The organism is Planctomyces sp. SH-PL14 (assembly GCF_001610835.1).
Lineage (GTDB): Bacteria > Planctomycetota > Planctomycetia > Planctomycetales > Planctomycetaceae > Planctomyces_A.
Window position 1 is genome coordinate 8029787 of record NZ_CP011270.1, and the last position, 13460, is coordinate 8043246.

General features: G+C 67.4%; 13 protein-coding genes. 7 read left to right on the forward strand and 6 right to left on the reverse strand.

Going from position 1 to position 13460, the window contains the following annotated elements:
* Positions 1-53: 53 nt before the first annotated feature.
* The 3 genes from VT03_RS30950 (at position 54) to VT03_RS30960 (ending at position 3098) form a co-directional block, all read left to right on the forward strand.
* Positions 54-647 (forward strand): DUF6789 family protein, encoded by a 594-nt coding sequence (locus VT03_RS30950; protein WP_075096574.1) that lies wholly within the window; start codon positions 54-56, stop codon positions 645-647.
* Complete coding sequence (locus VT03_RS30955) at positions 644-2263, forward strand: NAD-dependent epimerase/dehydratase family protein (RefSeq protein WP_075096575.1); 1620 nt, start codon at positions 644-646, stop codon at positions 2261-2263. Before VT03_RS30950 ends, VT03_RS30955 begins: the two co-directional genes overlap by 4 nt.
* Before the next feature lie 187 nt (positions 2264-2450).
* A complete protein-coding gene (locus tag VT03_RS30960) occupies positions 2451-3098 on the forward strand; it encodes a DUF1990 family protein (protein WP_082846667.1) in 648 nt (215 codons plus the stop codon).
* Here the strand turns inward: VT03_RS30960 and VT03_RS30965 are convergent.
* Positions 3076-3315, reverse strand: coding sequence for a hypothetical protein (locus tag VT03_RS30965; protein ID WP_156514891.1), 240 nt, complete (start codon positions 3313-3315; stop codon positions 3076-3078). The two genes, VT03_RS30960 and VT03_RS30965, sit on opposite strands and share 23 nt — an antisense overlap.
* A gap of 143 nt (positions 3316-3458) precedes the next feature.
* A complete protein-coding gene (locus tag VT03_RS30970; RefSeq protein WP_075096577.1) occupies positions 3459-3707 on the reverse strand; it encodes a hypothetical protein in 249 nt (82 codons plus the stop codon).
* Between the two features lie 405 nt (positions 3708-4112).
* Between VT03_RS30970 and VT03_RS30975 the strand changes: the two genes are divergently transcribed.
* From VT03_RS30975 to VT03_RS30985, 3 genes are all read left to right on the forward strand, one after another.
* The gene (locus VT03_RS30975; protein WP_075096578.1) at positions 4113-4643 is read left to right on the forward strand and encodes a hypothetical protein; all 531 of its coding nucleotides are present in this window, start codon (positions 4113-4115) and stop codon (positions 4641-4643) included.
* Between the two features lie 164 nt (positions 4644-4807).
* Positions 4808-5278, forward strand: a complete 471-nt coding sequence (locus VT03_RS30980) for a hypothetical protein (RefSeq protein ID WP_156514892.1) — start codon at positions 4808-4810, stop codon at positions 5276-5278.
* Positions 5279-5423: 145 nt separating this feature from the next.
* Entirely contained in the window at positions 5424-7919 is a 2496-nt protein-coding gene (locus tag VT03_RS30985; protein WP_075096580.1) for a M66 family metalloprotease, read from the forward strand.
* A gap of 476 nt (positions 7920-8395) precedes the next feature.
* On the opposite strand, the gene kaiC is transcribed toward VT03_RS30985, so the two are convergent.
* From kaiC to VT03_RS31000, 3 genes are read right to left on the reverse strand one after another with little or no spacing between them, the layout of a single operon-like run.
* Positions 8396-9895: a circadian clock protein KaiC gene (gene kaiC / locus VT03_RS30990; RefSeq protein WP_075096581.1), complete on the reverse strand. Its 1500-nt coding sequence runs from the start codon at positions 9893-9895 to the stop codon at positions 8396-8398.
* Positions 9892-10200 (reverse strand): circadian clock KaiB family protein, encoded by a 309-nt coding sequence (locus VT03_RS30995; RefSeq protein ID WP_075096582.1) that lies wholly within the window; start codon positions 10198-10200, stop codon positions 9892-9894. Before VT03_RS30995 ends, kaiC begins: the two co-directional genes overlap by 4 nt.
* Complete coding sequence (locus VT03_RS31000; protein WP_075096583.1) at positions 10193-11842, reverse strand: ATP-binding protein; 1650 nt, start codon at positions 11840-11842, stop codon at positions 10193-10195. Before VT03_RS31000 ends, VT03_RS30995 begins: the two co-directional genes overlap by 8 nt.
* 403 nt (positions 11843-12245) lie before the next feature.
* Between VT03_RS31000 and VT03_RS31005 the strand changes: the two genes are divergently transcribed.
* Entirely contained in the window at positions 12246-12629 is a 384-nt protein-coding gene (locus VT03_RS31005) for a nuclear transport factor 2 family protein (protein ID WP_075097389.1), read from the forward strand.
* Positions 12630-13185: 556 nt separating this feature from the next.
* On the opposite strand, the gene VT03_RS31010 is transcribed toward VT03_RS31005, so the two are convergent.
* Positions 13186-13428, reverse strand: a complete 243-nt coding sequence (locus VT03_RS31010; protein ID WP_075096584.1) for a hypothetical protein — start codon at positions 13426-13428, stop codon at positions 13186-13188.
* Between the last annotated feature and the right edge of the window lie 32 nt (positions 13429-13460).

A 13460-nucleotide genomic window follows, 5' to 3' on the forward strand; every position in this document is an offset into this window, starting at 1 on the left:
CGGAGGCGGTCCCGACCCGCGGAAAGCGACCACCCTCGACCAGGAGAAACGCTTTGTCCCAGGACTCTCTCTCGAACGCTTTGGCGGGGGCCGCGGCCGGAGTGGCCGCCACCCTTCCGATGACCGCCGCCATCGCGGTGTGCCAGAGCCGCTTGCCTCTGTCGGACCAGTTCGCCGCCCCGCCGCCGCACCAGGTCGCGATGGACATGGCCCGGGCGGTGGGCCTCCACTCCCGGCTGGACCTCGACGACCGGGTTCTGCTCACGATCGCCTCCCACTTCGGATACGGGGCCGCGGCCGGGATGCTGTACGGGGCTCTGGCTGAGGAGGAGGACTCCTCGCCCGTCCTGCGAGGGATCGGCTTCGGCTGTGCGGTCTGGGGAGGAAGCTACCTGGGCTGGCTTCCCGCCGCGGGTTTCCGCGCCGCGGCACACCGCATGTCACTGCGACGCAACCTGATGATGTTCGCGGCGCACGTCGTCTGGGGAGCGACCCTGGGAGCCCTGTTCTCCCGCCGTCCCCGGAGGAATCGCCGGGACTCGCCGACGGTCGCGTCGGACTGGCGGCCATGGGCCGCCCCGCCGGAAGCGAGCGCCGCCGGCGGGAGCAGCGGTGGCGGGCGAGACTTACAAGGAAGGTCACCGTGAAGGTCCTGGTCACCGGCGGAACGGGCGTGATCGGCCGCGGGCTGATTCCAGCGTTGTTGAAGGCGGGACACGACGTGAGCCTGCTGTCGCGCCACGCCTCCCGGGAGTGCGCGGAATGGCCCGCTCCGATCCGCGGTCTGGACGCGGACATCGCCGAGCGGGACTCGCTCCGCGGGACGCTGGAGGGGATCGACTGCGTGGTCCACGTGGCGGGTATCATCGCCGAGGAGCCCCCCGGGCGAACCTACGAGCGGATCCATGTGGAGGGGACGCGGCACCTCGTCGAAGAGGCCGAACGGGCCGGCGTCCGGCGGCTGATCGCCGTCTCGTCCCTGGGAGCGGACCGGGGCCGTTCTCCCTACCACGTTTCCAAGCGGCAGGCCGAAGAGGAGGTCCGCCGGTTCTCGCGAGAGTGGGTCATCGTCCGCCCCGGGAACGTCTACGGTCCGGGCGACGATGTCTTCTGCCGCTTCCTGCGGATGGTCCGGGCCTATCCCGCGGTGCCGCAGGTCGGACGGGGGAACCAGCGGTTCCAGCCGATCTGGTTTGAAGATCTCGGCGTGGCGCTGACCCGATGCGTCGCAGACGGGACGGTGGCGGGAAAGACGCTGGAGCTGGCGGGGGACGAGATCCTGACTCCGCACAAGCTCCTGGAGCACTTTCAGAACCTGACGCGGCGGCCTGTCCCCGCGATCTGGCTCCCTGCGTTCTTCATCCGGCTCGGGCAGCGTCTGCTCGACGCGCTGCAGACGGTCCTGCGATGGATCGGCCTGCGGACCTCCGTCGCTCCGCCGATCAACGAGTCGCAGCTGACGATGCTCCTCGAGGAGAACCTCGTCCGGAGGCCGGAGGGCCCGCGGCTCGCCGACCTGCTCGATCGGCCTCCCACTCCGGTCCAGGAAGGGCTGCGGCGACTCGTCGACGAACTGCCGGAGCTTCCCCCTTCCCGCGGCGTCGGCTCGCTGCAGAACAAGGTCTTCTGGGCCGATCTGGACGGTGTTCGCCCGGAGGAGGCGGTGGAGCGGTTCCGCAGGGACGTCGCGGAGATCATGCCGATCGACTTCTGCGCGGAGCCAGGGGCGTCGGACCTGGTGGCTCCGGGACAGACCTTCACCGCCCACCTGCCGGTCCGCGGCCACATCCAGATCCGCGTGGAGGTCAACGAGTCGACGGAGATTGTCTTCATGACCGTGGAAGGGCATCCGCTGGCAGGGATTGTTCGATTCTCGGCAGGCCCGCAACCCGCCGGGAGTCCCGGGACCAGGCCGGACGCAGCCTTGCCCACGCGGTTCCAGATCGAGGTCTTCGCCAAGGCCGGAAGTCTTCCCGACTGGCTGGCGGAGCAGACCTTCGCCTGGGTCCTGCAGAATCAGATGTGGAAGGGAGTCCTGAAGCGGCTCGTGAAGGCGATCGGACAACCGGACGCGGCGATTCGGATGACCTCCCACGTGCTGGAGGGAGAGCGGGCGCAGGAGATCGAACGTCAGGCGGACGAACTCCTTGCCCGACGCCAGCGAGAGGAACGGGCCAAGCTCCTCGAATCCGACGGGCCGGACCATGTCGAACGAGCCCACCGCCCCTGCCCCCTCGTCCCGAAGGAGGGGCCGGCGGAGTAGAGGCGTCTGCGGCGGGTAGCATCCCCGCGGCCCCGCACGGCCAAGCCGCTGCACCGCGGTGGCGGCAAGCGGCCCGGTCCGATCTGCGGTTAGGGAGCGACCGGTTCTGCGGATAGCATGCCGCGAGGGGGTGGGAACTCCTTCCGGAACGGAAGCCCGGGCTTGGCCTGCGGCGGGATGAGGCGGCATGTTGTCATTGCGAAAACCTTCGGCCGACGCCCTGAAACGCTTCCTGGAGGCGCAGAAGGAATTGCCGTTCACCTACGAGGCGGTCGGCGCCACGGCCGGAAGTCCCCCCGCCGGGTACGCCGTGGACCGGACCCGCATTCGGTTGGGAGAGGGGGAAGAGGTCTTCCGTTCGGCCTCCGCGGCGCTCCGCCGCTGGGAGCAGTTTGATCTCGGCTGGGTCGAAGCCTCCCCGTCGCACACGCCGATCCGGCCGGGCGAAGTCGTCGCCGTGATGGGGTATGCCCTCGGTTTGTGGTGGGTCAACGCCTGCCGGATCGTCTACACGATCGGCGACGAGGGAGCGGTCAGCCGGTTCGGCTTCACGTACGGCACGTTGCCCGGCCACGTCGAGAGTGGCGAGGAGCGATTCCTGGTCGAATGGGACCGGGGGACGAACGCCGTCTGGTACGACATCATCGCCTTTTCCCGCCCGAACCACCTGCTCAGCCGTGTCGGCTACCCCGTCGTACGCCGCTTGCAGAAACGATTCGGTCGGGACTCGGCCGCGGCAATGCTTCGGGCAACGGGCGGGGGCGGGGGCGGGGGCGGGGGCGGCTCCGATCCGACCGGGAGAGCCGGAGGGCCTACGTGTCGCTCTCCCGGATGACGACCGTCGAATCGGTCCGGTCATGAACCGGCGCGCTCGCCACCCGTCGTCCGTAGGGGGTGATCGTCAGGACGCTGCCGTTGACGACCGCCAGCCGCAGATCGACCAGGGTCACCGCCGCCGTGGCCGGCTGCGGCCACGCGTCACTCAGGCTCCGTGATTCGAACCACGCCAGCTCCTGAAGGGCCACATACTCCTCCGTCCGCAATGAAATCACGTTCCGAAGCTCCAAGCTCACGTCGATCGAACTTCGCCGGACCGGGGTTGCGCTCCGGTCGGCCGAGGAGGGCCCGGCACTCTCCGGGTTTTCCCGGAGGTCGTCAAGTGTTCAGGATCCAGAAGGAGGACGAGAGTTCCCGGTCAGTCCGGACGGGGCTCGAGCCAGATCCGGACTCCGGTCGGAAAGGGGGCGGGGTTCGCCTTCAGGACGCGGCGGCCCAGCTCCGTCACGTTGTAAAGTCCTGCTTCGTCGGCCACCAAACCGTCGCGGAGCAGCGCGCCGATGACGGCCGCCCCCAGTTCCTCAAGAGCAAAGATCCCTCGCATGGGAGCGAACGCCAGACGCGTCAGACCGCTCCACTCCTCTTCCAGGATGGTGATGTTCCGCATGAGCCTGCCTCCCGTCATACGACCACGGAGAAACGCCCCGGGCACCGGCAGTGGCCCTACTGGTTAACCGCAAGCGGGACCGATCCACTTTCGCCCGTCCGGCGACCTTTTCGCCGATTCTTCCCCTCGGGCGGACAACCGGGTTGTTCGTGAAAGCCCGCGTCGCGACAGCCAGCCTCGCGCGGCCCGGGAACCGCTCGTTTGCCGGCGGCGCCGACGGCCGCCGGGATGGTTCCTCACGGACGCCCCTCCGGCGGCCAGGGGGCCTGCTGTTTTCCTTCGGCCCTTGCCCCTGGTCCGCAACGGCCGTTCAACCCCGCCACCCCGACCCCCTTCGCAAGCGAGGAGACGGGTGGGTAAGCTGTGGGGGATTCTCTGTTCTCCCACCACACGGAAGGGCCGGTCATGAAAAAGGGTCTGTGGGTACTGACGTTTCTCGGAATCACCGCCGGAGTCGCGCACCATCAGCTCACGGCGCAGGAGGCCGTGCCGCTGGATGCCGCGGCGCCCGTCAAGCTCAACGACGGCGAGCCGGCGCTGGAAGACCGTCCGCTCCGGGACCTGACCGTGATCGAGATGCGGCAACTGCTGAAGAAGCTGCAGAGCGCGGAGGTCGATCAACTGGACCGCGAGACCCTCCAGAAGCAGCTCCAGGACCGTCTGAGGGCGGCCGCGGAGAAGAAGGCGGGGGAACGCCTGGAAGCCATCACCCGCGAACTCACGCTCATCGCCCGGGAGAACCTCGGTTCGCCGAACGGCCGCCGCGCCGAGTGGGCCCTCCGGGCGCTCGCCGCGCCTCCGGAGTCGATTCCCAACCTCTCCAATCGGTTTGCGCCGAACACGTTCGATCCGGTTCCCGATCCGGGGCCGGAGCGGACGCCGATCCTCAACGAAGAAAACCCTTCGCCTGCGCCACGCTCCTTCGATCGGAACTGACGGCCATTGGCTCGTCAGCGACGGCGGAGTCGAATGCCCAAGGCCTTCCGCCCGGGCCTTTGGACTCCGCCGCAGTCCTGTCCCCGTAGTCCTGTCCCCGTAGTCCCGGCCACGCCGTCCCGGTCACGCCAGGCGGTCGCGATCTCGCCGCGGGAGCCAAGTCCATGAGACGCCCGCTGGCTCCCCTCCAGATGACGAAAGGGCTGATCGCCGCGATCGTCGCCGCTCTCGGCGGGTTTCTGGTCGCCTACGCGCTGCTCCTGGCGCCGAACGGCCCGTGGTGGTTCTGGGACTCCAATGGCGGTGGCCTGGCGTTGGACATCGACCGGAGTCTGGCCCCCGCCCGGTTCGTGGCCGCCACGGCCGGGTGGGGGGCGTTTGCGACGTTTGCCCCGCCTGGGAAGCATCGACTGATCTCCGCTCTCGGAATCGTCTTCTTTCTTTCCGCACCGATGACGGTGCTCGCGATGTCGGTCGTTGGCGAGCACCGGCCGAAGGGAGTCCGCTCCGCGCCCCCCAGCCCCCGCGAGCTGGCGGCGCTGGTCCTGCCCGCCGCCGTCGTCGGAGTCGGACTGGTCGCACTCCGTTCCCGGACCGCGCTGCAACGGGACGCCGGGGGACGGGAACCGGAGTGAAGCGGTGCCTCCTCGGCGCCGTGCCGCGTTCGAACACCACGCGCCGGAGGTGAATCACCGCGGATGCACCGCGCGAGCCTCTGTGCTACCGTGGCCGATCGCGCTCACGCATGCCGCAAACGACGATGGCTGACGAGGGTTGATCATGAGCAGATTCGCCAGGGCGTTGTCCCGGTTTGACCGCTGGACGTCGGCGATGTCCGGCCTGACCCTGCTGGCACTCCTCGGGGCGCCGCTCTTCGCGGCGGAGCCGGCCGTCAAACCGCTGGTCTTCAACACGACCGCCCCGGTCAACGATCTGAAAGGTCCGCTGGCCGCTCGCGTGCAGTTCGTCCAGAGCCAGGTCATCCCGGCTCGCGCGGTCGCGGGGGATCGCCAGCCGCATCTGATCGGTGACCGCAAGACGCTGCTGCTGGTCCGTCCGCTCAAGACCGGCGGGACCGGGAGCCCGCCCCCGCCGATCGTCGTCACCGCGAGTGCGAAGGGGGGAAAGACGCTCGGATCGCTCACGCTCGATCCCCCCGAGAAACTCCCCCGAACCGCCTACGCCATCGACGGCATTCCGGACGGGACGATCGACTTCGCGCCGAAGGGGAACGCGCCCCCCGGCGTCATCAGCAACCGCCACGACCTCGAAAAGCTGAGCGATCCGAAACAGCAGTCGTTCCTCGCCGCCCAGTTGCGGAAAAGCCCGGTCGTGGAGATTCAGACCGCCGACGGCCAGTGGGTCCGCGACATCTACCTTCCGGCCGGAACTGGGTTCGAGAAGAAGCTGCTCCGCGTCGTCTCGCACGCCGGCTACACCTCGACCATCCACTACAGCGGCCGGAGTGCCGTGATCGCCCGCGGCCAGACTCTCCAGTTCAAGTTCGTCGGCGGACAGTGGATTCACGAGAGCGAGCTCGAGAACCAGGGGCTCACGTACGCCGCCGACGCCTGGAGCGGCCTCCTCCCCGCCGAGTGGATCGTGCCGGGCCTCGGCCTCGAGTTTCGACAGGGGGACCTCCGCGGGGAGCTCGCCGGTCTCCAGGTCGGAGCCCCCACGGAGCTCCTGATCCACACCATCGACCTGGGAATGCTGACCCGGCCCCGCGGCGAGTTCCACTTCGCGAACGATCCCGAGGCCCATCGGGAATACTTCCAGACCGTCCCGGTCAGCCGGCTGATCGTCAGCCAGTACGCCCCTCTCTCGCTCCCCGAAGTGATGCTCCCCGACGGGACGCTCCTCACCGACCACGATCCGGGCAACGGCGGCTGGCACGACGGCACCATGCGGCAGCGGATCGGCAAGGAGCTGATTTCGCTCGGCATCGACAACGCCAACTACGGGATCCACAGCACTCCCGGCGAGGGGGAGGAGAGCCACCCCTACGTGGCGGCGCAGCTCGCGGCCCACAGCAGCCGCGGCAAGTACGCCAACGGGGTCGTGGTGCACGGGGGCTCGGGGGGCGGCGGCATCGTCACGCTCGACGACTCGCTGCACAACGAGTTCAGCCACGAAGTCGGCCACAACTACGGACTCGGCCACTACGTGGGGGGCTTCGAGGGTTCGGTGCACCGCAGCGCCGACCAGCCCAATTCCACCTGGGGCTGGGACGCCGACAAGAACCGCTTCCTCCCGAACTTCTCGCCGGTCCGGAGCGGTCAGGACGCCTGTCTCGACCGCCAGTGCCAGAGTCCGTTCGACGGGCGCACCTATGGCATGGACGCCATGGCGGGGGGCGCGCCACTGTCGGGCTTCAACCGCTTCACCCTCTACACCCCGAACACCGCGACGATCATCCAGAGTTTCCTCGAGAGCAAGGCGGTGTTCGACGCCGAGTCGCCGACCGGCTTCCGCAAGTGGAACGCCGACAAGGGGACGATGGAGCCGTACGAGCACACGGTCGACCTCAACCGGCAGATCACCGCTCCGGTCAGCGAACTCAGCGCCGCGCAGCTGGCCTCCCGGCTGGCCGAATACGACGTCGTCCGGGTGGCGATGGGGGACGGCAACTGGACGAAGAACATCGAGCTTCCCGCCGCCGCCCCCGCCAACCGCGGCCGCCGCGTGACGATCGACCACGCCGCCTCCTATGACAGCGTGCTGTTCCTGAACGGCGGCCAGCTCCAGGTCTCCCGCGGGTTCCAGAAGACCTACCTGTCCGACGGAAAGCGCTGGAAGGAAGAGCGGGAGACCAGGCCGTCCACTCTCCGCAAGCCGGAGTCCTTCGGCATCCCGGTGACGACGCTCGTCGGCTACTACGACCCGCAGGGGGAACTCAAGAGCACGATCTATCCGGCCCTCCACGGAGCCTACGGCTTCACCTACGGCGACGATCGCGACCCCGATGCCGAGCCAGCCAGCCGGACCGGCGGCCCGAACGAGCCAGGCTGCCATCTTCTGGTCGAGACCCGCGACGGCCCGCTGCGGTTCCGCCTGGCGAGCCAGCGGCTGAGTCCCAAGCTCATGAACAAATTCCACGTCAACATCCCCGAGGCCAGCCAGCCCAGGAGTGTCTCGGTGGTCCGCGGCGGAAAGGTCCTCGACAAGCGCTCGATCGCCGCAACGACGGAGAAGCTGACCTACACGGTCAACGGCCGTTCGCCGGACACGGCGGCAACGGCCAACACTCCGCCGGCGTCCGGCGGGAAGCGCTGAGGCGGGTCCGGCCGGGGCGGTGCATCTTGATGCGCCGCGGAGGAAGTCCGGCCCCGAGTTGGCGAATTGGGATCCACCCTACCTGACTGCGTGACCGAATGTCGGACTGGCCCGCGCGCACGTTCATGACGGACAGATGAGTGGCATGCCACTTGCTCCTTGCGATCTCGCTCACAGGAGCCCTCTTGGTAACAGGAGCCTTGGCATGCACGGAACCCCATCCCACTTCAGTCTTTGCCGCCAGTGTCACCAGCCTCTCCGGCATGGACTCTTATGTCCTGTCTGCGGAAGCTACTGCTGTCGATCCCAGTGCTATTCCATTCACCTGGCGACGCACAACGGCTCAACCGGCAAGGCGCGGTCTCGCCGCCCGACGGACTCGCAATCCTGAGTGGCCGACGAGGGTGTCGCCATCCGGTCACAGGCCGCTCTCTCAGCACCGCGTCCTCTCGCGCTCCGCTATGCCGTCGACAGGCTCAGGCCCGCTTCGGCGGAACATCGAGATCGCTGCGGGATGACGCGATCCCCAGCAGGGCGGTCGGCACGTGGACGAACGGCTCTCCGATCTCGAGCCCCTTGTCGCTGATCGAGAACTCGTGAAACCGCTTGTCGTGCTGGGAGCCGCGCATCTTGATGATGATGATGCCGCGGCTCAGAGCGCCCGCCCGCTCGACGTACCGGAGCAGCACGATCGCGTCCGTGATCGTCGAGATGTGGGCGTCGGTGATCGAATCCCCGCCGGACAGGCTGGCGCTCGAGCTGGTGAGGAGCGTGCAGACCTGCTGCTGCTTCACAAAGCCGGTCAGACCGATCACGAACTCGCGGAAGTTCCGTACGCTGCCGACCCGCTCCATGGCGGAAATGCTGTCAATCACGAGCCGCGTCGGACGGAACTGCTCGATCTCCCGCTCGATGGCGTAGAGGTGCCCCTCCAGCCCCAGGGCCTCCGGGTACTGGCAGACGGTCTTCAGCAGTCCGCTCTTCTCCCACTCGTCGAACTCCAGTCCCCATGAGTGGGCGTTCCGCATCAGCTGCGGGCGGGACTCCTCGTAGCCCAAAAACAGAACCCGTTCCCCGCGGCGGCAGGCCTCCGAGGCGAACGTGGTCCCCATCAGCGTCTTGCCGCTCCCCGTGGGGCCGCTGATGAGGATGACCGAGTCCTGGAACAGGCCTCCGCCGGCCATCTCGTCGAGGCTCCGGCTGCCGAAGCTGACGCGGTTGGCGGTGGAAGACTGCGTCAGCTCCGCCGCCGACAGGGGAAGAATGACGATCCCCGGCGTCTCGATCGTGAACGGGAACTCATCCTTGTAGTGCCGGTCGCCGCGGAGCTTGTAGATCTGGATCGTCCGCCGGACCTTCTCGTCGAGAAGCTGATGCCGCAGGACGACGACGCAGTCCGAGACGAACTCCTCGATCCCGAACCGCGTGATGGGGCCGTACTCCTCCACCCGCTCCGCCGTCATGATCGAGGTCACCCCCAGGTCGCGGAGCTCGTCGGTCAGCCGCAGGATCTCGCGCCGCAGGATGCCGGGGTTTTCGAACTGGTAGAACAGCGCCCCCAGCGAATCCAGGATCACCAGCTGCGCGCCGACCTCCTGGATGGCGTCGACGATCTGGGTGATGATTCCCGACAGGTCGTAGGCCCCCGCCTCCTCGACGATCGTGCGGTCCATCGAGGCGTCGAGGATGATCAGCTTCTTCCGCTGGATCTGCTCCGACAGGTCCCAGCCCAGCTGCCGGACGTTGCGGACGATGTCGGCCGGCTTCTCTTCGAAGGTGACGAAGACCGCCGAGTTCCCGCTCTCCGTGATCGCCCGGTGGACAAGTTCGGTGGCAAACAGGGTCTTGCCGGATCCGGACGTCCCCACCAGCAGCGTGGTCCGCCCCCGGACCAGTCCCCCCAGGCTGATGTGCTCGAACCCGCGAATCCCGGTCTTCATCCGCTCCAGAGGAGGGACGTTCAACAGTTCCTTCATGAAATCTCCTTCGGCAGGCTGCCGTCCGTTTCGAACCGGCGCAGCCCCAACTGGGCGACGATCACGTCTTCCTGCGAGAGGTCGCCGAGAATCTTGATCACCGGCAGCGGGTGATTCCTCACCAGCATCGGTGTCGCTACGACGCGATGCTCACGGGCTTTCCGCGGCTCCTTCCGAATATCGATGATGGTCAGCGCACAGCTTCCTGCGATCCGCGGCCGGATCGTCCGGTCGAAGTTGGCGAGCGCCCGCGCGGCGAGTTCCGTTCCGCCGGCGACATACAACGTGAAAGACGGATCACCCATCACCGCCTCCCGGGGAGGGGGACGAGCCGGAGGCCGGGGCGGGAGCGGGAGCGGCCGCGGGGCGGCCGGACGGGAACCGGGGGGCCGCGGAGTTGGGGGCGCCATTGCCGTTGGACTCGCCGGGATCGGCCCCGGCGGCGGACGACCAGCGGGCCAGCACCCGCCGCAGCTTTGCAAAGCTCACCGGCTTGACGAGGTGGTCGTCGAACCCCGCCTCGCGGGCCCGGCGGAGATCGTCCGCGGTTCCATAGCCGGTCACCGCCACGAGGCGGGGGCAGTTCTCCGCCAGGGTGCGGCGGATCTGCGCCGCCACCTCATAGCCGTTGAGCCCCGGAAGGCCGATGTCGATGATCGCCACGTCGGGACGGTGATGCCGCGTGGCCGAGACGCCGTCCGGGCCGGTCGCCGCCTCCAGCACCGCGTGCCCGTCCGACTCCAGCAGCCGCCTCATCGTCTTGCGGACATCGTCGCCGTCCTCGACCAGCAGGACCCGCAGGACGCTGCTTTGCCGGACGTCGGGGAGGACGGGTTCGACCGGTTCGTCGACCGTGAGGAGCGGCAGATGCACGTGGAACGTGGCTCCCGGATCGGGGGCGTTGTTGCGGACGTCGACGCGGCCGCCGTGAAGCGCGGCGAAGGTCCGGACGAGCATCAACCCGATTCCCAGGCCGCCGTCGCCGCGCTCCAGAGACTGCGGCCCCTGCACAAACGACTCGAAGACCCGCGGCAGCAGGTCGTCCGGGATCCCCGGCCCGTTGTCCCGGACGCGGACCTCGACGCTTTCCTCCAGAACCGTGACCGTCATGTCGATCGATCCGGCCCCGCCCGGCGGCGTGAACTTGGCGGCGTTGTTGAGGAGGTTGACGAAGATCTGCTCCAGACGCGTTGGGTCTCCCCAGATCCACAGCGGGTACGGGGGGATGTCCACCCGGAGAGTGTGTCCCTGCTGCGAGATGAGAGTGGCGGCGGCCTCCAGCGCGTCCTGCAGGACGGGGGTCAGCTCCACGCGGCGGGGGGTCAGGACCAGCTTGCCTCGCAGGATGCGGGCCACATCCAGCAGGTCGTCCAGGATCCGCCGGAGATGCTCGAACTGGCGGGTGAGGATGTTCGACGCTTCCGCCCGGAAGTCCGGGCCCAAGTCGTCGTGGGTGAGCAGTTGGGCGGCGTTCTGAATGGCCGAAAGCGGGTTCCGGAGCTCATGGGAAAGCATCGCCAGAAACTCGTCCCGCCGCCGGACCTCGTCCCGGGCGGTCTCCACGTCCTGGCAGTGGGCGGAGATGTCCCGCACCCGGACCACCATCGTCCCCCGCTCGTGGCCCGGGAGCGGTTCGATCCGCAGCTCGCCGGTGCGAATCGTTCCGTCCTTGGAGAGGACATTGATCGTCACCGCTCCGCCCGGGGGCTGAAGCGGGAGGCCGAACATCTCTCCCTCCAGCTCGTCCCGGCGATGTCCCAGCAGAAACTCCGCCGCGTCGTTGGCGTAGCCGATCCGGCCGTCGGGCTCGAGAACGAGCACACCTTCGTCCGCTTCGGCGACGATGGCCTCAAAGGGCAACCGCGTCCCGTTGAAAGAGGGGAGCCGCCTTGCGGAAGCAACACCGTCCCCGTCGCTCTCCGCGCTGATCCTGGTCTGATCCGCCATCCGCGAACGGTTCTCCCCTGCCGATCATCAAGACGCCGGCAGGCATCGCGACGCGGAAATCACGAGAATGGGAATGAGGCGGAGCGTATCCCTCTGAGGTCCTGGATCCCGAGGAGGATGCAGGACGCCGGAAGTGTTCCTGCCACCTCATCGCTGGGCGTTCATCGTCGGGCCATACGTCCCTGCTCGAACCAGCGGAACCAGACGGCCGGACAAAGCGAGGAGTTCACCTTACGCGCAAGCGATCTGGATTCCTAGGAGAGATTGCCGAAATCCACAAAGTTAACCGAACCGGCCAACGGGATTGAGCTGACCACCGAGACTCGACAGGAATCGATCTGACCCCTCCCCGTTTCCCTTTTGATACCCTTCACGGCTGATGACCTTCACGACGGACGGTGTCATGACAGATCCACGGTTGCCGGTGATCGAACTGCTTCGCACGGCGTATGCGGCGTTCAACGAGCGAGATATCGACGCCGCCCTGGCCACGATGGCTGAGGACGTGGCCTGGCCCAAGGCCTTCAAGGGAGGGCAGGCCCGCGGCCACCGGGAGGTCCGCGCCTACTGGACGGAGCAGTGGTCGGAGATCAATCCGCGTGTCGAGCCAACTTCGTTTCACCCGGAGGGAGCGGGGCGGATGCTGGTCCACGTGCATCAGGTCGTCCGCGACCTGGCCGGAGCCGTGGTTGCCGACGGGGAGGTGGGCCACCGCTTCACGATCGAGTCCGGTTTGATCCGCTCGATGGAGGTCTGCCCGCTCCCCGCGCCCGGTTCCGGCGGCTAGATTAGATCGGTATCTCTGTCTCAGAAGGTCGTCGCATCGCACCAGGCGACACGGCCCACATCTTCAGGATTACCGCCACTTCCTCCTCGGTAGAAACATAAATGTTTTGCAGCGAAAAGAGATCCTCATTGCAAACATTGTCGTCGCGATCGATTCGCTCTGCGTCAACCCGGAATCTTACTGCACGGTAAGCGACATCCCGGTCTGCCAGATTATGGATACCGGCGCTGAAACCCCCAAGGTGCCGCCGTATCGATACGGAAGATGCTGACAAATTCGCGACAGTCTTCAAATTCACAAGGTAATTCGGCTGCCACTTGGCCCACGGAGAGAAGGATTTCGAGAACATCATCGGGGAGATTGTGAGCCATAAGCCAGTTGCTCCCAGGGGAAGAATTCTCGAACAACTTCACCGACATCGAGGTGCATCTGGGCGTGCCAATTCATCATGTCGTTTTGTGCAGGGACACAGTCGGCATTCCCAGGTTCTCAAGAAACGGACCACGTCGCGAATTTGAAGCGGTGGGGTGGCGTACCCGTGGTTCGGGGATGTCGATCACAACTCCGGCGGATGCGGCTCGCCCTTCTCGACGGGCAGGCTCGGATGCTCGCGGCGGTTCAGCAAGGAATTGGGGAGAAGGTACTCTTCCGTCGCCCGGAACCACTGGATGTCGCCCCGGTTCGTGTTGGCAGCGGGCGGCCGTTTCGGGGTGATCGGATCTTGGGACACGGCCCAGGCGCACAGGAACACGCAGAGAGCCGGGCTCGCCAGCATCAGGGCTCGAGTGATCGTCGTCATGTGTCGCTCCTTCGCACCGGGTCCGGTGGGCC

Coding starts and splice junctions, on each gene's coding strand:
- VT03_RS31010 (WP_075096584.1), bottom strand. CDS start 13,428: ATGACGACGATCACTCGAGCCCTGATGCTGGCGAGCCCGGCTCTCTGC.
- VT03_RS30995 (WP_075096582.1), bottom strand. CDS start 10,200: ATGGGTGATCCGTCTTTCACGTTGTATGTCGCCGGCGGAACGGAACTC.
- VT03_RS30960 (WP_082846667.1), top strand. CDS start 2,451: ATGTTGTCATTGCGAAAACCTTCGGCCGACGCCCTGAAACGCTTCCTG.
- VT03_RS30980 (WP_156514892.1), top strand. CDS start 4,808: ATGAGACGCCCGCTGGCTCCCCTCCAGATGACGAAAGGGCTGATCGCC.
- VT03_RS30970 (WP_075096577.1), bottom strand. CDS start 3,707: ATGCGGAACATCACCATCCTGGAAGAGGAGTGGAGCGGTCTGACGCGT.
- VT03_RS30985 (WP_075096580.1), top strand. CDS start 5,424: ATGAGCAGATTCGCCAGGGCGTTGTCCCGGTTTGACCGCTGGACGTCG.
- VT03_RS30975 (WP_075096578.1), top strand. CDS start 4,113: ATGAAAAAGGGTCTGTGGGTACTGACGTTTCTCGGAATCACCGCCGGA.
- VT03_RS31005 (WP_075097389.1), top strand. CDS start 12,246: ATGACAGATCCACGGTTGCCGGTGATCGAACTGCTTCGCACGGCGTAT.
- kaiC (WP_075096581.1), bottom strand. CDS start 9,895: ATGAAGGAACTGTTGAACGTCCCTCCTCTGGAGCGGATGAAGACCGGG.
- VT03_RS31000 (WP_075096583.1), bottom strand. CDS start 11,842: ATGGCGGATCAGACCAGGATCAGCGCGGAGAGCGACGGGGACGGTGTT.